Source organism: Bradyrhizobium sp. C9, from assembly GCF_002532045.1.
In the GTDB taxonomy this organism is placed as follows: Bacteria; Pseudomonadota; Alphaproteobacteria; order Rhizobiales; family Xanthobacteraceae; genus Bradyrhizobium.
This window is the reverse complement of the sequence record NZ_NWTG01000012.1, coordinates 184,581-207,330: the sequence shown is the minus strand read 5'-3', so window position 1 is coordinate 207,330 and position 22,750 is coordinate 184,581. Positions and strand designations below refer to the sequence as shown.

The window sequence follows — 22,750 nt, the reverse complement described above, 5'->3', positions numbered from 1 at the left end:
TCAGGCCGTCAGGGATTTGACCGCTTGACCGAATGTGACCGGCGCATCGCTCAGCATCAGATCGATGGCCTCGCGCTCCCATGCATCGGCGGCCGGCGCCAGCGGATCCTTCGCAGTCAGGCGGTGTTCGAGCACGAAGCGCGACAGCAGCAGCCGCCGTGCATCGACCTCCGTCTGACATCCTTCCCATGCGAGCGTGATCGCCGATGCCGCATGGTAGAGCGCGCTCGCCGCAAGGCGCGCCGTGTGCTCCGAGCCGGGATCAGCCGCCACCCGTTCGGCAAAGCCGATCGAACGATCGAGCGCGACAAGAAGGCGCTTGCGGAATGGCTCGGGCAACGCCTTCGCCTCATCGAGGCGCGACTGAAGGACTGCGGCAAGCGCCCGGTGCGCGCCGCTCTTGCCGACAGCGCGCGAAATGATGTCGAGCGCGTTGATGTTGCTGGTGCCTTCCCAGAGCACGCCGACATGGGCGTCGCGCACCAGCCGCGGCTGCACCCATTCCTCGATATAGCCGTTGCCGCCGCGCACCTCCATCGCGCCGGTGGCGACCGGAATGTTGTCGCGGCAGGCGCGGTACTTCAACAGCGGCGTCAGGATGCGCAGCAGATTCTTCGCCTGCGCCGAACCGGCATTGGCATCGTCCATCGCGCGCGCGGCCATCAACATCATCGACAGCGCCTGTTCGGTCGGCACGATCAGCTTCATCAGCTGACGGCGCAGCAGCGGAAAATCCATGACGCGCTGGCCGAACGCCACGCGCGACGAGGCGCTGACGACGGCCTCGTTGACACAGCGCCGCATCATCGCGGCGGCACGCACGCCGTGCGACAGGCGCGAGAGGTTGACCTGCTCCATCATCTGCTTGAGGCCCTGCGTGGGATCACCGACCAGATAGGCAACCGCGTTGTCGAGCCGGATCTCGCCCGACGCCATCGATTTGGTGCCGAGCTTGTCCTTGAGACGGACGATCCGGTAGCTGTTGCGCCGGCCGTCCTTGAGGCGGCGCGGCAGCGCGAACAGCGCGAGCCCCCTGGTGCCGTCTGGCGCACCTTCCGGCCGCGCCAGCATCAGCGCGACGTCGGCATCGGCATGCGAGCAGAACCATTTGTCGCCGGTCAGACGCCAGACGTCGCCGTCCCGCCGCGCAACGGTCTCGACCGCGCCGACGTCGGAGCCGCCGGCGCGCTCGGTCATGAACTGGGTGCCCTTCCACAGCGTCGCCATGTCGTCCGACAGCATCTTCGGCAGCAGATAAGCCTTGAGCTCGTCGGAGCCGAACTTGCGGATCAGGTGGGTCGAGGTGTCGGTGACGCTGATCGGGCACATCAGCCCGAACTCGGACTGCACGAACAGATACTGAAACACGTATTTGACGACCGCCGGCAACGGCCGGTCCATGCCGAGCACGCCGGCGCGATGGCTCATGGCGTGAAACTGAAAATCGCCGAACGCGATCGCCTCCATCTCGCGGTAGGCCGGATGATAGTCGATCCAGTCCTCGTCGCGGCCGTAGGCGTCCCTCGGATTGAGCACCGGCGCATGCTTGTCGGCGACCCGCGCCAGCCGGTCGAGCCTGCCGCCCGCCAGTTCGCCAAGGCGCCTGAAATGCGGTTCCAGTCGCTCGCGATCATCGCGCGTCAGATAGAGCCCCAGCAGGCCGCGGAGCCCGCGGTCGAGATCATAGAAGTTGAGGCCGGCGCAATCATGCGAGATGTGGCGGGCCGGATCGGCGGCATCGTTGGAGCTGCGAAGGTCGCGCGCGCTCATCTGCATCGGGGCTCTCCTTGTTCGGGATGACGTCGCAGCAACCGTGCCAGTGTGCGGGACGTCGTCGCTGGGTGTTCAGATTTCGTCTGCAACATCGAGAACGATCGCGGCGATGTCCACTGGCGGACGTTCGTGCGAGATTAATTTCAGATACGTGGACGGAAATGCCGCCGAGCGCGGATCGCACTGCGGCTATGCTGCACCGCGGACTCTTGACCTTCACTGGTTTCGCTGCACATTCGACATCAGAAGGCGATAATAAATGTTGCAGCGCACCAGATTAGCGCTGTGTTCAAGGACACGAGCGGCCAGCGATGAAGGGAGTTCGCTCCGATACCCAGCCTCCGTCCAGACGGGGCCGCCGGCGCATCGTCGCCGACCGCGTGCGCACGCAAGCGGACGATCCAGCGGCGATGGTGATCGAGGCCAACCGGCATGACGAGTTATTTCGCGCTGCCGACGGCAGCCCCGATCCGTCAGTCGTCAAGTCAGCGCATCGCGTGCTCCGCATCTTCGAGTATTTTGCCGAGATCGAACGGCCCGCGGCCATGACCGAGATCGCGCGTCGGCTGAATTATCCGCCGTCGAGCACGTCGGCGCTGCTGAAGAGCCTCGTCGAACTCGGCTATCTCGACCACGACCGGCAGGCGCGCACCTACCGGCCGACGGTCCGCGTCGCCCTGCTTGGCGGCTGGCTCACGAGCGAAAGGCTGCCGGGCGTCACGCTCGATGCGATCACGCGCGAGCTGCACGAGGCGACGCGGCTGACCACCTTCGTGGTGGCGCGCAACCAGCTCTACAGCCAGTACATCCGCGTGCTGCAGGGCACGACGCCAGTGCGCTATTATCTGGAGCCCGGCGCACGGCGGCTCCTGACCCACTCGACACCAGGCCGGGTGTTTCTCAGCCTGATGAACGACGAGGATGCACGGCGGATCGTGCAGCGGATCAATGCCGAGGAAGCGCCGTCATCCGCGGTCCGCTTCAGCGATATCCAGCACGCCCTGGCGACGATCCGCCGCCAGGGCTTCGCCTATACGCGCGACATGGGCACGCCCGGCCTGAGCGCGATTGCGATGCGGCTGACCGAGGCCGACCAGACACCCCCGCTCGTCATCACGGTCGCGGGCCCGAGCTCGATCATCTCGGCGGAAGGCAGAGCGATCATCGGAAAGATGCACGAACTGGTCGAACGGCAGTCACCCGGCCTGCTGCCGCAGATCGACATCGACGCGCCACCGATCGAGACCTGAGAGGTCGGACGATCACCGCGCAACCGCGCCCAGTCGATGTTCAAGGCCTCCTACGACCCCGCGCGACGAATCGTGATCCGGGTCTCGTCGGTCATGTCCTTGAGCTCCTTGTTCGGCTCACGGTAGAGGTGACGCTCGATCTCGACGGTCCGGCCATCGGTGGTCTTGCTGCACTTTTCATCGACAAAGACTCCGCCGACCTCCTGCTTGTCGGCGCCCGGCTTCGCCTCCGAGCAGGTCCAGCCGTCCTCGCCGTAGCGCGACTTCGCCTGCAGGCCGAGCAGGAACGCCTTCTTGCGCAGATAGAGCCGCGCCTTCGGATCGGTCTCGATCGTCAGCGCCGCGATCCTGGCGTCCTTGTCGATCATGACTGTCAGGATCGCCGGATGGCCGCCGACCACGGTGCCTTCCCGCGCGGTCTCGCGGTCATACTCGAAACGGATGCCGCGCAGCTGGTCCGGCCCGGCCGGGCAAGCCGCCCACTGCGCCCATTCCGCCAATCGGTGCGTCGTTTCACCAACGCAGGTCAGGTTGATGTATCCCGCGTCGGGAACCTTAGCGATGTCCATGCCGACATTGATGTCGCGCAGGTCTCCCGCGGTCGCCATCGCCGGCATCGCCGCGGTGACTGACGCGGCGAAGACCAACCCGCGGATTGCCGATCTCTGCTTGCTCATGGCTTTGCCTTCTCGCTTGGGTCGGACGGTGCGGCGGCGTGGCCGGCCTCCTTGTAGATATTGCAAACGCGCGAGCCCTCGCCGAAGAAGGCGATGCATTCGTCATAACTCGGCTCACCCTTGCCCTTGACGTGGGCGAGCACGTAATCGGCGACCGCCTCGATCTCGTTCGGCCGCAGGAACACGTTGGCCTCGGGCGGCATGCGGTCGGCGACATCCTGCCGGGTCATCTCGTAGCATTTCGTGGTGTCATAGGAGCCGCGCACGAAGAACGGCATGCCGGTGCCCGGCCGCCCGCACGTCACCGTCTCGATGATCTGCTCGCGCGTCAGCTCGGTCTTGCGCAGCGACAGCGCGTCGCCGCCATAACCGCCGCCGCCATTGCCGTGCCATTTGTGGCAGCCCATGCAATTGCCGCGCTTGAACACCGCCTTGCCCGCATCGGTCGGATCGCTCGCCGACTGTGCCTGCACCGTACTGACAAATCCCGTCACCAGCGCGCAGCCGAGCCACGCGCCAACCAGCCATGTTTGTTTCATTTGTCTCGTTTCTTGTCTGCTTCTCTCGGCCAGATCGACGCGGGAGGCCTCTCGCTGAGGCCTCCCGCGCTTGCGATGTCAGAGCGCGAACACGTAGAGCATCGAGCCCGGCTGCATCCGCTTCAGCTCGGGCGTTGCATCGATGAACCACTTGTCCCAGGCACCGCCGAGACCGACCAGGATCGCGACATACTGCTTACCGTCCACCGAGAACGTCATCGGAGGCGCATTGACGCCGCCGCCGGTGTTGAACTGCCAGAGCTGCTGCAGCGACTTCGCGTCATAGGCGATCACCTCGCCGGACGGCTGTCCGGAGAACACCAGGTCGGGCGTCGCCAGGATGCCGCCGAGGTTCGGGAATTGCGTCTCCGCCTTCCCTGCCACCTTGCCGGTGGTGACGTCGATCGCGGTCACGCTGCCGGTGATCTTGACGTTCTGGCTTGGCCCGCCGCCGGTGAAGAACTCGCGCGCCTTCACCTTGTCCGGCGTCATCTCCTCGACCTTGATGTGGTTGCAGCTCTCGATGACGGGAATGTACCAGAGCTTCAGGTTCGGATTATAGGCAGTCGGCGGCCAGTTCTTGCCGCCCATATTGCCGGGACAGATATCCGTTTCCTTGTTGGTGCGGCTCGGCGTGACCGACGCATTGTACTTCTGCACGCCCTGCTTCGGATCGTACTCCACCGGCTTGCCGGACTCGGGATCGAGCCCCTTGGTCCAGGTCACCTTCTTGACGAAGGGCAGACCCCAGATGAACTTGCCGCTGTTGCGATCGACTGCATAGGCAAAGCCGTTGCGGTCGGCCTCGAGCGCGAGCTTCAGCGTCGTGTTGTTGGGACCGGGGACGTCGACCAGCACGTTCTCCGCCACGCTGTCATAGTCATAAGGGTCGTTCGGCGTGTGCTGGTAGTGCCACTTGATCTTGCCGGTGTCGGCATCGAGACCGAGCGACGAGTCGGTGTAGAGGTTGTCGCCGGGCCGGTATTCGTTGTCCCAGTCCGGTCCGGGATTGCCGACGCCCCAGACGATGGTGTTGGTCGACGGGTCGTAGCTGCCGGTGACCCAGGTCGATCCGCCGCCGCTCGCCTTGGCGTTCTTGTCGTCCTTCCAGGTCTCGGAACCGGGTTCGTCCTTGCCCGGGATGGTGTGGGTACGCCACACTTCCTTCTGGCTCTTCAGATCAGTCGCGGCGATCCAGCCACGAATGCCGTATTCGGCGCCAGCGACGCCGGTGATCGCCATGCCCTTGACGATCAACGGCGCGCCGGTGATCACCTCACCCTTGTCGGGATCGGCGACCTGACGCTGCCAGGCAACCTGCCCGGTCTCCTTGTTGGTCGCGATCAGGCGGCCGTCGAGCGTGTGCGAGATCACGAGGTTGTCCCACAGCGCGACGCCGCGGTTGTCGACGCCGCAGCAGGCGACCGCGCCGGCCCAGTCGTGGTCGGTCTTGGGATCCATCTTCCAGAGCAGCACGCCTTTGCCGCCGTGCGCGTCGATCTTGTAGACCGAACCCCAGCCGTCGGTGACGTACATGAATCCATTCTCGACGATCGGAGTTCCCTCCAGGCCGCCGTGTCCCCAGATTCCGCCGCCCTCGACGCCGCCGAGATGCATGGTCCAGGCGACCTTCAGGTTCTTGACGTTGTCCTTGTTGATATCCGCCAGCGACGAGAAGCGAGTCGCCGAATAGTTCTTGTGATGGTGCAACCAGTTGCCTGCTTCCTTGTCAGCGTTGAGCAGGCGATCCTGATTGACATCGTCGGCGAGCGCGAATGAGCCCGCGAAGATCGCGGCGGATGCTACTGCCGCCGCGAACATGTGCGATTTAACCCAATTCAACCTTGTCATGAGTTCATTTCCTCCGGATCCAGCATTCTTCATTGATCGAACCTCCCGTCACCTACGGGCGGTCGCGCGAGAAGCCTTGAGTCCCGGCGATCGGCTGTGCCGCCCGCCGCCTTCCTAGTCACGTGTCTTCACTTGTCCTGGGTCACTTCTGGACCTGTACCTCCGTTTCGATGGTGCCGGCTTTCTGAAAAACGACCGCGCATTTGAAGGTCTCGCCCGGCGCGAGCGCCTGACGCAACTGCAGCAGCATGACGTGATAACCGTCGCGCTTCAGCTCGAGCGTTGTCTTGGCCGGGACTGGTATATTGGATATCGAGCGCATGGCGGGCGCGCCTTCGCCGCGATCGACGATGTGGCGCTCGGAGAAATTCGCGACCGGGCAGCGCACACGGAGCAGCACATCGGCGCTGTCGGCCTCGTTCTTGATCGTCATCGTCAACGGAAGGTCTCCGCCTTCTTTGTCCGCAGCCGGTACGCGCGCATCCACAATCTGCAAGGATTCGTTCGCGACGGCGTGATGCACCACTCCGAACGTGCCGATCAGGCAGAATAATGGCAACGCGATCCATGATCTGCGCTTGACGGTCCTGCACGCAACGGCGCAATGCAACCCCCGCTCGAACGACATCAAGTTTTCTCCCGACGTGATTTTTGCGGCATTGTTTCATGCTTCGTCGCGCGCGACCAGCGATTGAAGATCGGGAACCCGACATCAATGCGATTTCGGCACGCATAGCCGTCATGCTAACTTTTTGAGCATGAGCGACCTCGATACACTTCAGCCGGCACAGCGCGATGCAGCGCATGCTGCGTTGCGTGAGGTGATCGGCGCGGCAACGATCGACGCTGTGACGCCGATCTCAGGCGGCGCCACGTCGGCGCGATTGTTTCGGATCGACGCGGGTGGCAAGAATTATTTGCTACGAATCGAAGGCGTGCCGAGCCCGCTGCGCAATCCGTATCAATATGTTTCGCTGCGTATCGCGGCCGAGGCCGGTATCGCGCCGCGACTCCATTATGTCGACGAGGCGTCGCGCGTCGCGGTGATGGATTTTATCCGGCGGCAGCCGCTCGATCGCTATCCCGGCGGCCCGCCGGCGTCGGCAAAGGCGCTCGGCGAATTGCTCGCGCGGTTGCAGGCGACGCCGACGTTTCCGGCTTTCGTGCGCTATCCCGACATCGTGGCCCGGCTCTGGGCCCATGTCTGCCGCACCGGCCTGTTCGCGCCCGGCGTGCTCGACCAGAGCAACGAACATCTCGAACGCATTCGCGCGGCCTATGTCTGGGATGAGGCGAACTCGGTCTCGAGCCACAACGACTCGCTTCCCGCCAACATCTTGTTCGACGGCAACAGGCTCTGGATGATCGACTGGGAATCGGCCTATCGCACCGATCCGCTGGTTGATCTCGCTGTTGTCGGCGACAGCTTCGCGCGAACGCCGGAGCTGGAGGAGATTTTGCACCGCGGCTGGCTCGGCCGCCCGCTCGACGAGGCGTTACGCGGCCGGCTGCGGCTTGTCCGCGCCCTCACCCGGCTCTACTACGCAGGCGTGCTGTTCAGCGCATCTGCGACGGCACCGCGCGCTGCGCCCGACACGAGCCTCGCCGCGCCGACGCTTGCCGAACTCGCAGCGGCCACAACCGCCGGCCGGCTCAGGATCGACACGCCGGCGGCCAGGCACGTGTTCGGCAAGATGTTCCTGGCCTCGTTCCTGACCGAGGTTGCGACGCCGGGCTTCGATCTCTCGGTTTGACGGTCAGCCCGGCGGATTGAACGTCCGTGCAAAGAACACCGGCGCCCTCGCTTTCTTCAGCCGGTAGAGCTGCGCCGGGCGGTTCGGTCCCTTGCGCATCTTCGCAACTGGTTCGATCAAATCGGCGGCGAGCATACGGGTGCGGAAGGCGCTTTTCTCTAGCAGACGATCGAGCACAATCTCATAGGTCCGCTGCAATTCCGGCAGCGTAAACTCCGGCGGCATCAGATAGGTGGGGAGCGAGGTATACTCGACCTTGCTCCGCAAACGCTGCACCGCCGCCTGCAGGATCTCGGCGTGGTCGAAGGCAAGCTTCGGCCTCACTCTCTCGCCCTCGATCGCGAACCACTGCGCATCCGCGGCCAGCGCGCCGCCCGCGGCGTGTTCCGGCAGCAATGCGAAGTAGGCATGCGTCGCCGACCAGCCGCGCGGATCCCTTGATGCGCTGCCCCAGCTGCCGAGTTGCTCCAGATACGGACTGACCACGCCGGTCTTGTCCTTCAGCTTGCGCGCCGCGCAGGCTTCGAGGTCGCGATCACCGGCAATATCGACGAAGCCGCCGGGTAAGGCCCAAGACCCTGGAAACGGCTCGGTTTCCGCTCTTGGGCGTTGAACCAGCAGAACCTGAAGCGCGTCTGACCGTATGGCGAAAATGACGACGTCGACCGTCGTCAGCGGCCTCGGAAAGTCGAGTTCCGGCTTCTCGGGCATGCTCTCCCCGCTTCCCCTGCTGGCGTGAACCTTCTCGCCGCTGGCCTTGACAATAACATACTTAGTTGTACAGTCCAACTAACTTAGTTGCCTAGACACACTTACTTAGGAGTGCACGCCATGTTCGGTCTCCGCTTCATCAAGGCCCAGCCGACCACCTATCTCATGAAGTACCGCCGCGGCGCGGTGACCCAGCAGGGCGCTGGCCTGTCCGGCTTCTATTATGGCCCGGTCACCTCGCTGGTCGCCGTCCCGATCGGCAGCCGCGACGCCGCCTTCATCTTCCAGCAGATCGCGCGCGACTTTCAGGCGCTGACCATCCAGGGCCATGTCACCTACCGGATCAGCGAGCCGCAGAAGGCTGCCGCGATGCTCAACTTCACCCTCAAGGCCGACGGCAAGACCTACGAGTCCGACGACCCGGAGCAGTTGGCGCAGCGGATTCTCGCGACCGTCGAGGTGCTGGCACAGCAGGCGGTCAAGGAACTGACCCTGAAGGAGGCGCTGCAGGCCGCCGACCGCATCGCCGGCCTGATCGAAAGCGGACTGCGCGCCCGCGCCGATATCGCTGCCCTCGGGCTCGAAATCCTCGGCGTCTCCATCCGCGGCGTGAAGCCGACGCCGGACACCGCCAAGGCACTGGAGGCCGAGGCGCGCGAGGCGATCCTCAAGAGTGCGGACGAGGCGATCTTCGCGCGACGCAACTTTGCGGTGGAGCAGGAACGCGCCATTCGCGAGAGCGAGCTCGACACCGAGATCGCCGTCGAGCAGAAGAAGCGCTCGATCCGGGAGACCCAGATGGACGCCGAAGCGAGCGTCGCGGCCAAGCAGGCCGAGCTGCGCGAGGCCGGCATGGTCGCCGACATCACGCTGGAGAGCAAGCGCAAGGATTTCGTCGGCCTCAACGCCGAGAACACTCGCACCTTGGCCGATGCCGAAGCCTATCGGGTCGGCGCGCTGATGAAGATCTTCGAGGGCGTCGACACCCGCGTGATCCAGGCGCTGGCCGCAGCCGGCATGCAGCCGGGACAGCTGATCGCGCAGGCCTTCAGCGGCATCGCAGAGAAGGCCGAGAAGATCGGTCAGCTCAACGTCTCGCCCGACCTGCTCAACACGCTGCTGGACAGGCCCGTCGCGGAGGCTCCCCGTGCCCGCCGACAATGACCGCAAGATCGTCCTCGTCACCCGCAAGACGCGGCTCGAGGAGCTGATCGCCAAATACCTGACGGCGGCGCAGGCGCGATTCTATGTCGAGCATCTCGGCGCCGACTTCTCCGATTACCAGCGCGAGCACGACGTCTACCAGGCCGAGCGCCACGTCACCGTACAGGTGCTGGAGCAATGGGGCCGTTACCAGGTGATCGACCGGAGCTTTCTGCCGAACTTCATCTTCGGCCCCTCCGACATCGTGGTGGCGCTCGGCCAGGATGGCGTCGTCGCCAACACGATGAAGTATCTCGACGGCCATCCGCTGATCGGACTCAATCCGGATGCCAGGCGCTATGACGGCGTCCTGCTGCCGTTCGCGCCGCGCGACCTCCCTGCCCTGCTGCGCGAGGTCGCCGCGGATAAGCGCGGCCACAAGGCGGTGACGATGGCCAAGGCCACCCTCACCGACGGCCAGATCCTCTATGCCGTCAACGATCTCTTCATCGGTGCGCGCACGCATACATCGGCCGTCTACGAAATCGCCCTCGCCGATCGGAAGGAGCGGCAGTCCTCGAGCGGCCTGATCGTCGCGACCGGTCTCGGTTCGACGGCCTGGTTCAAGAGCATCGTCACCGGTTCGCTCGCGATCGCAGGCAGCTTCGGCGCCGGCGCCGGCAGCCCGCCCTATCTGCCGCAGGCCTGGGACGCCGGCGCGCTGCGCTTTGCGGTGCGCGAGCCGTTTCCGAGCCGCACCTCGCAGGTCACACTCGTCTGCGGCAGCCTCGAACGCACCGAGCGCCTCAGCGTCCGCTCGCTGATGCCCGAGAACGGCGTCATCTTCAGCGACGGCATCGAAGCCGACCGGCTCGATTTCAACTCGGGAACGGAAGCCCAGATCACGGTCGCGGAGCGCGAAGGACGGCTGGTGGTGTGAGCCCGCCGCGCACAGCTCACTGCGGCACGGGATGCAGCCGCACCAGCTGATCGATCGACAGCCGCGCCTCGCGCTCCGTCAAGGGAAAGCGGACAATGATGTCCTGGCGCGCAAGCTGGCCCCACAGCGCGTCCGACGACCATTTCTGCGGCTCGGGGCCGCGCGGGCCGTCAATCCAGATGAAATACCATTCCGCCATGGGCCTTGACCAAAGCTCCCTCTCCGGAAGATTGGTCCTTCGCCGGCCAATCCGCAACGCCGGATTTTCGCGCCGGCTTGCGGTTCAGGACCTATTCGTACGGCTGGCCGTCCTTGTGCAGGAAGCGGCCGTCGGAGCTCGGGCTCATCATGTCGATGTCGGAACAGGTGATGACGTCGGCGCGCGAGCGCGAGCCGACCTCGAGATAGGTCGCCGTCATCTGCGACCGGTTGATCATGTGGTGCCCGTTGCCCGAATTCTTCGGGAATGCCGCGCAGTCGCCGGCGCGCAGCACGGTCTCGCCATCGTCCTCAACCAGCACCACCTCGCCCGCAAGCACATAGACGAACTCGTCCTCGTCCGAATGCCAATGGCGCTGGCTCGACCAGTTGCCCGGCGGCAGCCGCATCAGATTGACGCCGAAATCGGCAAGCCCGCTGGCGTCGCCGAGACGCTGCCGGATTCGTTCCGCGCACGGTGCGGCGAACTCGGCCGGATAGCCAGAGCCCTTGCGTTCCGGCACGTTTGTCAGATCGATCTTCGGCATGGCAGCATCCCCGGGGGCGTTGACAGCAAACGAATGCGCGACGTTAAGCGTGGATGTGCGGCTATCGCAACGGGCCGCCGGAATTGTGACGCCCCAGCTTGTACGACGTCAAGCGCGCCCGAGCAGGTCCTTGGCCATCAGGATGTCGTCGTAATAGTGGCCGTCGATCTTCAGGGCATGCTTCTCCAGCCCGTACTCGACAAACCCCGCGCGCTGGTAGAGCCGGCAGGCAGGCTCGTTGCCTTTCACCACGACGAGCTGCACCAGCTCGACCGATTGCGCGGCGAGCGCGAGCGCGGCATCGACCAGCAGCCGGCCGACACCGGCGCGCCGGGCTTGCTGCCGTACATACATGCTCACCAACGCGCCCTTGTGCTGGCGTTTCGGCCCTTCCGCCGCGATGAAGCCGACGATGCCGGCGAGTTCGCCGCCCCGAAACGCCCCAAGAATCACAACTGCGCCCGCGAGCCTCTCCGCGAACCAGCCGACGGGATGAACGCTCTCCGTCTCATACGCACTGCCGAATGCCTCGGGGCTGAAGCGCAATGCCTCGAGGCGGATGTCGCGATAAAGCGCGGCGTCGGCAGGCAGGAGGCGGCGAATCTCGATGGCGTGCGTCGTCATTCCGTGTCCGGTCTCCGTCGCGGCAGAATGGCCGATCAATCGGCATGTCGCTCGCAATTTCTATCGCGTAGCCAGCCTATTCCAAAGGGGGTTGCAGCGGGTAAGCGATTCCCCCTCTCCTATCTGCGGCATCGGCCGTCGCATAGAGGTAGACTCCCGATGACGCTTGCCTGACACTGGCGCATCAAGGAGAAGCCGATGATTTTCTGGATCGCGAGTGTAGCTGGACTGGCGACAGCCTACCTTCTCGGCTCGATACCCGCGGGCTATCTGGCGGGGAAACTGCTGAAGGGTATCGACATCCGGGAGCACGGCTCCAGGTCAACCGGGGCCACAAACGTGTTGCGAACCCTGGGCAAGTGGCCCGCGCTGGCGGTCCTCCTGGTTGATGTGCTGAAGGGCGCGGCGGCGATCCCGTTTGCCGGCTGGTACTATTCCTGGCTCGGGACATTGCCGTCCGTCACGCCACCGACCGATCTGCAAACCTTGCTGCCCTGGGCGGTCTGCCTGGCCGGACTTGCGGTCTTGTTCGGGCACAGCCGTTCGATCTGGCTGAATTTTACGGGTGGCAAATCCGCAGCAGCAGGGCTCGGCGTATTGCTGGCGCTGTCCTGGCCGGTCGGCTTGGGCGCCGCCGCAGCTTTCGGCGCCGTGCTGGCGCTTTCCCGGATGGTGTCGCTTGGTTCGATGGTGGCGGCGCTCACAGCGATCGCGCTGGTCTGCGCGTTGGAGCAGCCGCTGCCCTATCGGCTGCTGGTCATCGCGGGTGGCCTCTACGTGATCGCGCGCCATCGTGCCAACATTCAGCGGCTACTGGCCGGGACCGAGCCGCGCCTGGGGTCAGGTGGACGAGAATCGAAAGCGGCGTCGTAAAGCTAGAAATGGGCACTCTGAGCACGACCGACGTCGCAAGCGACAGCCCGGTGATGCCGCGCTGCTGCCGGTAACGACTGCGTCTGTTTACGCCGCGCCTGAGATCGCCTTGATGACGTCAGACGAATGCGTCACGAAGCCGAAGCACTTCTTGACGTTGAACAGGGTTGCTTCAACGCAGTAGCCAGGCGACGTCGTTGCGCAGCAGTCCTCAACCAGAAGGCAGCCGTAGCCCAGGAAGTTCGCGTCGGTGAGCGAATGCAGCACGCATTGATCGGTGTTAACGCCGCCAAACAGGATCGTCTTGGTTCCGAGATTGCGTAGAATGCTGTCCAGCGGCGTGTCCCAGAAGCCGCTGATCCGGTATTTGTCGACGTGAATGTCTTCCGGCTCCTGCTTCAATTCATCGACAACGGCCGCGGCCCAACTGTCCTTCTGCAGCACGCGCGCGCCGCTGCCCGGCAACGGCTCGCCAAGGCCGATGCCGACGCCCTTCGGCTTGTAGAGATGGAGCTGGTTGGGCGCCATGTTCTTCAGATCGGGCCGATTGCCCCAGTTCAGCCAGATGATTTGCACGCCGGCGCTCCGCAACACCGGGAGAAGCTTCTGCAGCGGCTCGATCGGCGCCCGATCCGGCGTGTGGTCGAGGCCGAGATGGTCGACCCATCCCCCCTTTGCGCAGAAGTCGTTCTGCATGTCGACGACGATGAGAGCGGTGCGGTGCAGATCGACCGTCACCGTTTGCGGCTGCGCATCGATCGTGACCGCCTTGGGCGGCGGCGGCGCCATCGCCATGTTGACGTTGGCGTCGTCGACCAGCCATTGGTAGCCGGGCGCGGACCCAAGAGGATTGGCGGTGCTGGACCCAGCGGATTCCGCGGCCTTTGCTAAAGTGGAATTCATCATCGGACTTTCCTCCCTTGGCTATGTTTTCTTGCCTATGTTTTCTTGAAGTCTGTTGCGATCAACCGCCCCGTTCGAACGGAATGGTCAGGGCCGAGGGCTGCCTGCTCTTGCCGACGAAGCCGGCGATGGCGACCAGCGCCAGCAGATATGGCAGCAGCAACAGCAACGCGACCGGCACATCGAGCTGCAGCGCCGGTACCAGGAATTGCAGCGCGGTCGCGAAACCGAACAGCAGGCAGGCGGCCAGCGTGTACCAGGGATTCCAGCCGCCGAAGATCACGGCCGTGATCGCAAGATAGCCCGCGCCCTTGGTCATGTTCTCGGTGAACGTGTTGCTGTCGGCGACCGACATGAACGCGCCGCCGAGGCCCGCCAGAATGCCCGCATAGAGCACGCCGAGATAGCGGGTCTTGGCCACACTGATGCCGGCCTTGTCCGCGGCGCGCGGATCCTCGCCGACCGCCCGCACCGCCAGCCCGAACGACGTGTACTTCAGGATCAACCAGGTCACGACGACCATCAGGATGCTGACATAGGCAAGGCCGGTCTGGTTCGCCAATGCCGGTCCGATCACCGGGATATGCGCGAGCCACGGCAGATTGAGCTGTGCAAAACCCGGAATCGGGTCGCGCGACAGCGGCCCGAAGATTTCGCGGTAGAGGAACGTCGTTGATCCCAACGCCAGGATGTTGAACCCGATCCCGACCACCAGTTGATTTGCGCGCAACGTCACGCTCAGCACGGCCTGGACCGCAGCAACCGCCATCGCGACCAGGACGCCGGCCGCCACGCCGAGAAGCGGCGAGCCAGTCGCCCAGGATGCCAGCGCCGCCGTAAAGGCCGACATCAACATCATGCCGTCAAGACTGAGGTTGAGCACGCCGGCGCGCTCGCTCAGCATCTCGCCGGTTGCGGCGAAGATGATCGGAACCGCGAGACGAAGTCCGGAGCCAATGAAAACGGCCATTTGTTCGTCAATCATCGGGTCACCTTTCGGTTGGTGAGGATTGCGGAGCCTGCAATGACGATGACGATCAGGCCCTGGCAGATCAGAACCACGGCGGACGGGACGTGCGCCGAGATTTCCATATTGATGGATCCCGACCGCAGGAATCCGAACAGCAACGCACCGATCACGACGCCGACGGCCGAGCCGCGCGACAGCAAGCCGACCACCAGGCCGTCAAATCCGTAACCGGACGAGAAATCGCTCGTCAGATAGAACTGCTGGCCGAGGATCATGATCGCGCCGCCGAGACCGCCCAGGCCGCCGGAGACCGTCATGGCCAGGATCACGTAGAAGCTCGTCCGCATGCCCGCACGGCGGGAGGCCGTCGCATTCAGGCCGACGGCGCGCAGCCGCAGACCGAGCGTGCTGTGCTTGAGCACCAGCCACACCACGACGACCGCGATCGCTGCGATCAGCAAGCCGATATGGAGCGGCGATCCATTGTCCGGAAACAGCAGCGGCAGCTTGGTCGTGTCAGGAATCTCCGCTGATTCCGGCAGCGACGACACGTCGCTGATCGGCTTGCGCAGCAAGTGAAAGGATTCGACGGACCAGTACACCAGCGGCAGCGCAATGAAGCTGAGCAGCAAGGTGCTGATGACCTCGTTGGTGCCGCGCGCCGCCTTGAGGAAGCCGGCTAGGCCACCCCAGACAGCTCCGGCGATGGTTCCGACAGCAAGCGGCACGATAAAGGCTAGCCCCAGCGGCAGGTCGCCGGCGCCGTGCAAGGCCGCGGCCGTGGCGAACATGCCGCCCATCGCGATCTGCCCCTCACCGCCCACATTGGTCAGGTTGGCGCGGCTGGCGAAGATGAAGCCGAGACCGACCAGCGCGAGGCTGATGGCGCGATTGATCGAAGCACCGATGTTGAAGTCGCTTCCTGCCATGCCGTCCCAGAAGGCTTCGATCGCCTCCAGGACGGATGCACCGGTGGCTGCGATGATGAGCAGGCCGATCCCGAGCGCGATGATGGTCGACACCACCGGAACCAGAACCTGCAATGGCACGAGCTCGAGTCTCGCACCCTTTGCGACCCGCGCGAGCTTCGGATTTTTCATAACCATGGCCAACCTAGACATGCGCATGCCCCGACATCATCGCGCCGATCGCCTCGCGGCTGAACGCCCCCGCCGCGAGCTCGCCAACCAGCTTTCCGCGGTAGATCACAGCAATCCGATCCGACACCGCCATCAGCTCCTCGAGCTCGCTGGAGATCAGGAGCACCCCGAGGCCGTCATCGCGCGCGGCACGAATCCGATTGTAGACCGCCTCGATCGCACCGACGTCGAGCCCGCGCGTCGGCTGCGCGGCGAGCAGGAACACCAGCGGATCGAGCGAAAGCTCGCGCGCAAGCACCGCCTTCTGCTGATTGCCGCCGGAGAGGCTTGCCATCGAAACGTCGGGGCTGCTCGCCCGCACGTCGAAGTCGCGCATCATCGCCTCCGCCGCCTTGCGGCGCGCCGACTTGTCGAGCAGGCCGAAGCGGCTGAATTTTCCGATCGCGCCGAGAAACAGGTTCTCGGCCACCGACAATTCCTTGATGCAGGCCACCGCGTGGCGGTCCTCGGGAACGATACCGACGCCCGCATCGGTGATCTCCTGCGGCGTGCAGCCGCCGACCTGTGTCCCGCCGACCACGATCGCGCCGGCGCTCGGCGCGGCGAGCCCGGCCAGGATCAATCCGAGTTCGGTCTGGCCGTTGCCCTCGACGCCCGCGATCCCGACGATCTCGCCGGTCCCGACCGTGAGGCTCAGGCCGTCGAGCCGCGGCACGCCATGCGGGTCGCGATACACGAGGTCCGAGATCTGCAGCACCGCCTCGCCCGGCGACACCGGGCCGGCTGCGTCCGAGGGCTTTGCCGGCGTCTTGCCTTCGATGTCGACCGCGGCAGCGAGCACCGAGCCTGCCGACTGGACGTCGCGGCCGACCATGGAGCGCACCAGCGACCGGATGTCGGCGCCCTCCATCGTGACGGTCTCGATGATCCGGCCCTGCCGCAGCACCGTCGTGCGATCGGCCACCCGGCTGATTTCGCCGAGCTTGTGCGTCACCAGGATCACGGATTTTCCACGCAGCGCCACCTGGCGGCAGATCGCAAGCAGCGCATCGATTTCGCCGGGCTGCAGCACGGCCGTCGGTTCGTCGAGCACGAGCAGTTGCGGATCGCCGAGCAGGCATTTGATGATCTCGACCCGCTGCCGCTCACCGACCGAAAGCTCGTCGATCCGTGCCTCGGGGTCGATCTCGAGGCCGTATTCGGCGGCGAGCTGCTCCATCCGAACGATAATGTCTTGCGGCTTCAGCACCGCGCTGGCGCGGCCGAGCATCAGGTTCTCGGCGACGCTCATGTTGGGCACCAGGCTGAAATGCTGATGCACCATCACGACGCCGCGCTGCAGCGCTTCCGCCGGGCCGCGCGGATCGAACGGCTCGCCGCCCAGCGTCATCGTGCCGGCATCCGGCCGGTGTACCCCGAACACCAGGTTGCACAATGTCGATTTGCCGGCACCGTTCTCGCCGAGCAGGCAGTGCACCTCGCCGCGCTCGATCAGCAGCGATATGTCGTCGAGCGCGGTGAAAGCCCCGAAGCGCTTGGTCAAGCCAGACAGTTCGAGAAGAGCCACGGTCAGCCCACCTTGACTTTGATCTTGTTCGACAGCAGATCGTCCTTGAGCTCCTTGATCTTGGCCTGGATCTCCGGCGTCGCCCCGGCGCAGATCTCGATGTCGGCCGAGCGCGGCCCCATGGCCAGGCCGAACTGCTTGTACTCCGGGTGCCACGTTCCGGCGACGGCCTGGTCGATGGCATATTCGACCATGAAGCCGATGCCGCTGACCGTGTAGGCGATGTAGAGCGCGTTGTTGTCGGAGCAGTAGTTGGTGTAGCTCCCGATCATCCTGGTGCCCTTCTCGCGCGCCGCCTGCTCCATCCCGCGCACGCCGAGATTGAGGATGTTGTAGTGGACGTCGGCGCCCTGCGCGATCGCGGCAAGGGTCGCTTCCTTCGCCTTGGCGACATCGTCGAAGTCGCCGGTGTAGGTCACGAAGCATTTGGTATCCGGCTTGACGTGCTTGGCGCCGTTCGCGAACTCCGTTCCGGTGTTGACGATGGCCGGGATTTCAAGACCGCCGACGTAGCTCACCGCGCCGTTCTTCGACATCATCGCAGCGACCGCGCCGGCAATGAAGCCGATCTGGGCCTGCAGCACGTCGTATTGCGCGACATTCTCGGTCGGCTGTCCGGTCGGGCCGACGATGGAAAACTTCACCTTCGGGAATCGCTTGGCGACCTTGAGCACCGATGCCTGGGTCTGCCCCGCGGCGCCGATCACCATGTCGTTCTTGCTCGCGAGCGTGACGAGCGCCTGTTCCATGTCGGCGAACTTGACGTTCTCGATCGACGTGATCACGACCTTCTTGCCGTGGCGCTGCTCGGCCGCCTTCATGCCGTTGTAGGCCGACTCCATCCAGCCATGGTCGGCCCGCGATCCCGGAATCAGAATACCGATGCGCAGCGGCTTCGCATCGTCGGCGAACGCGAGCCGGCCCGATGAACCGATGAAGGCTGCCGAGAGCAGACTTGTTTGCAGAAATGCACGACGGGTACCGTTCATGTGTTTCCTCCTGTTCGTTCCCGGTGTCGCCGCATTGTTTGTTGCGGCATTTTTTCAGTCGGCGGCGCGACCGCGCCGTCGTTCTCAAGATCGAAGCAACGTCATCTCGTAGCCGCCGTCGCCAGCGCGCCGACGGCGTCGACGAAGCATTTCATCGGAGCCTGCACGACGCCGGCGCCGATGATCCCCATACCCGGCTCCTTGTGCGCGGTCGCGGTGTTGATGACCGGCCGCCTGCCCTCGTCCACGACCTTGCGAATGTCGATGCCAACAGGCGCTCCGATGAAATCGAGCATCGGCAGAGTGAAGCCGGGATTGCGCCCGATCGTGACATGCGCCATCTCGCGCGAATAACGCAGCGCGTCCTGCGGCGTGCCGCCGACGAACTGGACCATCGCGGGAGCCGCCGCCATCGCGAACGCGCCCAGCCCCGCGGTCTCGGTGATCGCGCTGTCGCCGATATCGGGATTGGCATCGGCTTCGCTGAAGCCGGGCAGGAACAGGCCCACCGGGATGTCGGCCGGACCGACAAACCATTGTCCGTCGAGGCCACTGACCCGGATGCCGACATTCACACCGTTGCGCGCCATTGCGGTCACGATGCTGCTGAACGGCACGCCGTGGGCGGCATCCATGGTCGCCTTGCACGCCGCCATCGACAGGCTGAGGAAGAACATGTCGTCCGCCCCGATCGTCCGCAGCGTTTCGTCAACCAGATCGCGCGAGATCGATGACTTGATTAGCGATTCCGTGACGGCACGATACAGCAGTAGGGTCGCCGCCGTGTTGCGATTGTGGACATCGTCGCCCATGTGCAACGACTGCGACATCAGCGGCTTCAACGGCAAGCCGCCGTCGATGCCGGCGACTGCGGCCTTCAGGCATGGAGCCAGCACATTCTCGATCAGCTTGAGGCCTTCGATCACCTCGGGCGCGAAGGCCCCGAAACGCAGGGTCTTGGCGCCGCCGGATTCCATCATCGGCGCATAGGCTCGGTTGCCGGTGGTCTGGTTCAGCACCACGAACAGCGGCATCGATGGCGAGATGATCCCGGTCATCGGCCCGACCGCACCGAATTCGTGGCACGGCGCGAAGCGGATGCCGCCTGCCGCGACGAGCCGTTCGGCCTCCTGCTGGGTCGTCGCCCATTTCTCGTAGAGAATTGCGCCGACGACCGCCCCCTTCATCGGACCGCACATATCATTCCACGCGATCGGCGGACCGGCATGAAGCAGCGTCCGGCCCATGTCCGGCCAGACCTCGGACGCGTGGGCCGCGACATCGACCCATACCGGCTGCGCGGTCAGGATACGCTCGAGCACCTCCGCATTGGCGCGATCGATCCGTGATCCCGGGCAGTCGGCATCACCGGCGTCGCCGACCAGCTGCGCAAGGCTCCAGGCGACCTCGGGACTTCCGTCGCCGACCGGCTGCCACTGCAGACGCACCAGCGGGGCACCACTGCTTTCGACACCGCGATCGAGGCCGGAGGCGCCGAGGCTGATGACCGATGTCTTGTCCTGGAGCGCGGAAGAGGCTGCGTTCATCATCGTTCTCCACCTTGCATCACGCGGCGCCCCGTGGCGTTGTCATCCGCGGCCATGCGGCCCGCGATGGCTTGTGCAACACGAGCTGCGCCCGTGCTGCTGCCGACAATCTCCGCGCCGGCGTCCGCCAACATGGCTTTCTGGATCTCGTAGGGCTGCGGATCTGAACCCGTGCCGCAGACGAAGCAGAGCACGGGAAGCTCCCGCCCCTGCGCTCGCGCCGCGGCCTTCGCCCGGCGGATCGCCGGAGCCAGGACCTCGGCCGGATTGGGGTGGCTGCCGTAGCCGAGCACGACGTCCAGGACGACGCAGGCAACCGTCGGATCGTCCGCTTCCTTGAGCAGCCGTTCGATCCGTACGCCATAGTCGATCATCGGATGCGGACGCCCTACTGTGAATTCGTCGCTGCCGAGATCGATCGCCGTGTGCCCGTGGCTCTGTTCCACGTCGGCGAGACGATCTGCGCCGGCAAGCGGCACGTTCGACCGGGCACGAATGCCCGCCGCCCGCCAAATGGTCTGGGCTTCCGAGCAGAACGTTCCACCGGAGTAGAGACCGCGCAGGTAGCGCTGCGACGGCGCCAGCGACGCGCAGACCCGCTCTGCGAACTGTTCGGCGGATTGTTCGTCGCCCCCGGATTGGCGCGCTCCCGCAAGCGCGACCGCCTGCCGCGCCGTTTCCTCGAGCGACGACGTGCGGTGAACATTACCGGCGGATGCTGCCGGCTCGCCGCCGAGGAAGCAGATCACGACCGGCTTTCCGATCGCGCGAGCGCGCTCGACCACCCGCTTCTGCACGTCAGGCGCAGGAGGCTTGGAGACAATGGCTACGACTTTGGTCTGCGCGTCGGCGGCCAGCAACTCCAGGCCCTGCAGCATGGTGATGCCGCCGACCTCGCTTGAGACGTCGTGGCTGCCGGTGCCTATCGCCTGCGAGATGCCCTGGCCATGGCGATGGATCTGGCACATCACCTCCTGCAGGCCGGTGCCGGACGCACCGACGAGCCCGATCGCGCCGCGCCGAACGACGTTAGCAAATCCAAGCGGCACGCCATTGATGATGGCCGTGCCGCAATCTGGTCCCATCACCAGCAGGCCCTTCTGCGCAGCAACGCGCTTGATCGCCACCTCTTGCTCGATCGGCACGTTGTCGCTGAACAGCAGCACGTTCAGACCCTGGCGCAGCGCCTTCAAGGCCTCCGCCGCGGCATAGGGCCCCGGCACCGAGATCAATGCGAGATCGGCATGATCGGCCATCGCGACGCCGCCGGAGATCGAGCGCGGCGGTGCTTCCGCCGCGGCTTCAGTCGATCCGCCCTTCGGTTCTTCGCCGGCGATCTGGGAATGAATCTCCCGCTCCGCAGCTGCGAGCTTGTCGGGCGCATCGTCTGCCACGACGATCATGATATCGCCCGGCTTGGCGCTCTCGAGCGCCGGACTCATCAGCCCGGCCTGCTGCAAGAACTCCTTGTTGCTGCGCGTCCCCATCAACAGCGTGACCCGCTGCACGCCGGTCCGCGCGACCGTGACCTGCGAGATCCGCATCAACGACACGGAATCCTTGTACAGGTTCGCCCTTATGCTGGATTGAATGGCCATTGCCTTGTCGTTCCCTTGAATCCCGCAGGCTGCTTGTTTGTCTTGTGTGTGAGCTTGAGCCAGCGGCCAGCTCGGTTGCCTGATCAGAATGAGGCGCCGATGCGTCTCACCTGCTTCAACTCGGTGAGCGCGGGCACCACGGCGGCCATCAAGATCGGACCGCCATCTTGCGCGACGCTCGAAGGCAGATTGGCGCGGGCGAAGATATCTCGCCGAGGTGCCAATCTCGGTGATTACTGAACGACGTGCGTCCCGGTCTCGCCCCGCAGCGCCGCCATGGCGCAATCGAGGTGACTGATGATCGCGCGTTTGCCGCCGCCCTCGAGAAACCGGATCGCCGCATCGACCTTGGGTCCCATGCTTCCCGGCGGAAAATGTCCCTCACGGTGGTAGGCCTTGATCTCCTCGAGGCTGACCTGATCCAGGTCCTTCTTGTTCGGCTTGCCGAAATTCACCGCGACGCGCGGGACTGCGGTCAGGATCAGCAACTCTTCGATGCCCAGCACATTGGCGATATGAGCCGACGTCAAATCCTTGTCGATGACCGCCGGCACGCCCGTGCGCACGCCCTTCGCATCACGGACCACTGGAACGCCGCCGCCGCCTCCGGCAATGACGATCGTCCCCCGCTTGACCAATGCGTCGACCAGCGAGATGTCGCAGACATGCTTGGGCTTCGGCGACGGCACGACATGACGCCAGCCGCGTCCTGAATCCTCACGCATCGCCCAATTGAGCTCCGCACTAATCTTCTTCGCTTCGTCCTCGGAGAAGAACGGTCCGACGAACTTGGTCGGATTCTTGAACGCCGGATCGTCCTTGTCCACCTCTACCTGGGTCAGCAGGCTTGCCACATGTCGCTGGTTGCCCTGTTCGCGCAGGGCATTCTCGATCGCTTGCATCAGGAGATAGCCGATGCCGCCCTGGCTGTGCGCGACGCAGATGTCCATGTCCATCGGCGGGATTCGGCTCATCGTCAGCATCTGGCGCATCATGATCTTGCCGACGACCGGGCCGTTGCCGTGGGTGATGACCAGCTCATTGTCGAGTTGCGCAAGCGGCAGCAGTGCCTCCGCAGTGATCTGCGCGACCGACTTCTGCTCCTGGGAAGTGCCCCTGATATCCTCGGGGTGAACCGCATTGCCACCGATCGCGACCACCAGGCGGCGCGGCACGTCATTAAGTGTACGCATTT

General features: G+C 64.8%; 22 protein-coding genes. 5 read left to right on the top strand and 17 right to left on the bottom strand.

The window, feature by feature from the left end; genetic code table 11:
* The gene (locus tag CO675_RS23860; protein ID WP_097674271.1) at nt 1-1,776 is read right to left on the bottom strand and encodes an acyl-CoA dehydrogenase family protein; all 1,776 of its coding nucleotides are present in this window, start codon (nt 1,774-1,776) and stop codon (nt 1-3) included.
* A gap of 308 nt (nt 1,777-2,084) precedes the next feature.
* Here CO675_RS23860 and CO675_RS23855 point away from each other — a divergent pair, with 308 nt between their 5' ends.
* Nucleotides 2,085-3,023, top strand: coding sequence for an IclR family transcriptional regulator (locus CO675_RS23855; RefSeq protein ID WP_097674270.1), 939 nt, complete (start codon nt 2,085-2,087; stop codon nt 3,021-3,023).
* Between the two features lie 50 nt (nt 3,024-3,073).
* Here CO675_RS23855 and CO675_RS23850 read toward each other — a convergent pair whose 3' ends face one another.
* From CO675_RS23850 to CO675_RS23835, 4 genes are all read right to left on the bottom strand, one after another.
* Nucleotides 3,074-3,700 carry a hypothetical protein gene (locus CO675_RS23850; RefSeq protein ID WP_245452881.1) on the bottom strand — a complete coding sequence of 209 codons (627 nt, stop codon included), beginning with the start codon at nt 3,698-3,700 and terminating at the stop codon, nt 3,074-3,076.
* Nucleotides 3,697-4,239, bottom strand: a complete 543-nt coding sequence (locus tag CO675_RS23845) for a c-type cytochrome (RefSeq protein WP_097674268.1) — start codon at nt 4,237-4,239, stop codon at nt 3,697-3,699. Before CO675_RS23845 ends, CO675_RS23850 begins: the two co-directional genes overlap by 4 nt.
* Before the next feature lie 78 nt (nt 4,240-4,317).
* Nucleotides 4,318-6,090 (bottom strand): PQQ-dependent dehydrogenase, methanol/ethanol family, encoded by a 1,773-nt coding sequence (locus CO675_RS23840; RefSeq protein WP_245452880.1) that lies wholly within the window; start codon nt 6,088-6,090, stop codon nt 4,318-4,320.
* Between the two features lie 142 nt (nt 6,091-6,232).
* Nucleotides 6,233-6,718, bottom strand: coding sequence for a copper chaperone PCu(A)C (locus CO675_RS23835; protein WP_245452879.1), 486 nt, complete (start codon nt 6,716-6,718; stop codon nt 6,233-6,235).
* Nucleotides 6,719-6,848: 130 nt separating this feature from the next.
* Here CO675_RS23835 and CO675_RS23830 point away from each other — a divergent pair, with 130 nt between their 5' ends.
* Nucleotides 6,849-7,844, top strand: coding sequence for a phosphotransferase (locus tag CO675_RS23830; RefSeq protein WP_097674265.1), 996 nt, complete (start codon nt 6,849-6,851; stop codon nt 7,842-7,844).
* A 3-nt stretch (nt 7,845-7,847) separates the two neighbouring features.
* Here the strand turns inward: CO675_RS23830 and CO675_RS23825 are convergent, their stop codons facing one another.
* Entirely contained in the window at nt 7,848-8,555 is a 708-nt protein-coding gene (locus tag CO675_RS23825) for an NUDIX hydrolase (protein WP_097674264.1), read from the bottom strand.
* A 120-nt stretch (nt 8,556-8,675) separates the two neighbouring features.
* Here CO675_RS23825 and CO675_RS23820 point away from each other — a divergent pair, with 120 nt between their 5' ends.
* Both CO675_RS23820 and CO675_RS23815 read left to right on the top strand, forming a co-directional pair.
* Nucleotides 8,676-9,719: an SPFH domain-containing protein gene (locus CO675_RS23820; protein ID WP_097674263.1), complete on the top strand. Its 1,044-nt coding sequence runs from the start codon at nt 8,676-8,678 to the stop codon at nt 9,717-9,719.
* Nucleotides 9,703-10,638 carry a diacylglycerol kinase catalytic domain-containing protein gene (locus tag CO675_RS23815; protein WP_097674262.1) on the top strand — a complete coding sequence of 312 codons (936 nt, stop codon included), beginning with the start codon at nt 9,703-9,705 and terminating at the stop codon, nt 10,636-10,638. The genes CO675_RS23820 and CO675_RS23815 overlap by 17 nt, the downstream gene beginning before the upstream one ends.
* 16 nt (nt 10,639-10,654) lie before the next feature.
* On the opposite strand, the gene CO675_RS23810 is transcribed toward CO675_RS23815, so the two are convergent.
* From CO675_RS23810 to CO675_RS23800, 3 genes are all read right to left on the bottom strand, one after another.
* Nucleotides 10,655-10,837 (bottom strand): hypothetical protein, encoded by a 183-nt coding sequence (locus tag CO675_RS23810; RefSeq protein WP_097674261.1) that lies wholly within the window; start codon nt 10,835-10,837, stop codon nt 10,655-10,657.
* Between the two features lie 91 nt (nt 10,838-10,928).
* Nucleotides 10,929-11,384, bottom strand: coding sequence for a cupin domain-containing protein (locus CO675_RS23805; RefSeq protein ID WP_097674260.1), 456 nt, complete (start codon nt 11,382-11,384; stop codon nt 10,929-10,931).
* 108 nt (nt 11,385-11,492) lie between these two features.
* The gene (locus CO675_RS23800) at nt 11,493-12,008 is read right to left on the bottom strand and encodes a GNAT family N-acetyltransferase (protein WP_097674311.1); all 516 of its coding nucleotides are present in this window, start codon (nt 12,006-12,008) and stop codon (nt 11,493-11,495) included.
* Nucleotides 12,009-12,206: 198 nt separating this feature from the next.
* Between CO675_RS23800 and plsY the strand changes: the two genes are divergently transcribed.
* Complete coding sequence (gene plsY, locus CO675_RS23795) at nt 12,207-12,881, top strand: glycerol-3-phosphate 1-O-acyltransferase PlsY (RefSeq protein ID WP_097674259.1); 675 nt, start codon at nt 12,207-12,209, stop codon at nt 12,879-12,881.
* Nucleotides 12,882-12,968: 87 nt separating this feature from the next.
* On the opposite strand, the gene CO675_RS23790 is transcribed toward plsY, so the two are convergent.
* The 8 genes from CO675_RS23790 to arcC form a co-directional block, all read right to left on the bottom strand.
* Nucleotides 12,969-13,787: a cysteine hydrolase family protein gene (locus CO675_RS23790; protein WP_245452878.1), complete on the bottom strand. Its 819-nt coding sequence runs from the start codon at nt 13,785-13,787 to the stop codon at nt 12,969-12,971.
* 58 nt (nt 13,788-13,845) lie between these two features.
* A complete protein-coding gene (locus CO675_RS23785; RefSeq protein WP_245452877.1) occupies nt 13,846-14,754 on the bottom strand; it encodes an ABC transporter permease in 909 nt (302 codons plus the stop codon).
* 11 nt (nt 14,755-14,765) lie between these two features.
* Entirely contained in the window at nt 14,766-15,854 is a 1,089-nt protein-coding gene (locus CO675_RS23780) for an ABC transporter permease (protein WP_097674309.1), read from the bottom strand.
* A gap of 13 nt (nt 15,855-15,867) precedes the next feature.
* On the bottom strand, nt 15,868-17,421 hold the full coding sequence (locus CO675_RS23775) for an ABC transporter ATP-binding protein (RefSeq protein WP_097674257.1): 1,554 nt from the start codon (nt 17,419-17,421) through the stop codon (nt 15,868-15,870).
* 2 nt (nt 17,422-17,423) lie between these two features.
* Entirely contained in the window at nt 17,424-18,410 is a 987-nt protein-coding gene (locus CO675_RS23770) for a BMP family protein (protein WP_097674256.1), read from the bottom strand.
* A gap of 101 nt (nt 18,411-18,511) precedes the next feature.
* Complete coding sequence (locus tag CO675_RS23765; protein WP_097674308.1) at nt 18,512-19,957, bottom strand: YlbE family protein; 1,446 nt, start codon at nt 19,955-19,957, stop codon at nt 18,512-18,514.
* On the bottom strand, nt 19,957-21,840 hold the full coding sequence (fdrA, locus tag CO675_RS23760) for an acyl-CoA synthetase FdrA (RefSeq protein ID WP_198964718.1): 1,884 nt from the start codon (nt 21,838-21,840) through the stop codon (nt 19,957-19,959). The genes CO675_RS23765 and fdrA overlap by 1 nt, the downstream gene beginning before the upstream one ends.
* A complete protein-coding gene (arcC, locus tag CO675_RS23755; protein WP_097674254.1) occupies nt 21,789-22,748 on the bottom strand; it encodes a carbamate kinase in 960 nt (319 codons plus the stop codon). The genes fdrA and arcC overlap by 52 nt, the downstream gene beginning before the upstream one ends.
* Nucleotides 22,749-22,750 lie beyond the last annotated feature (2 nt).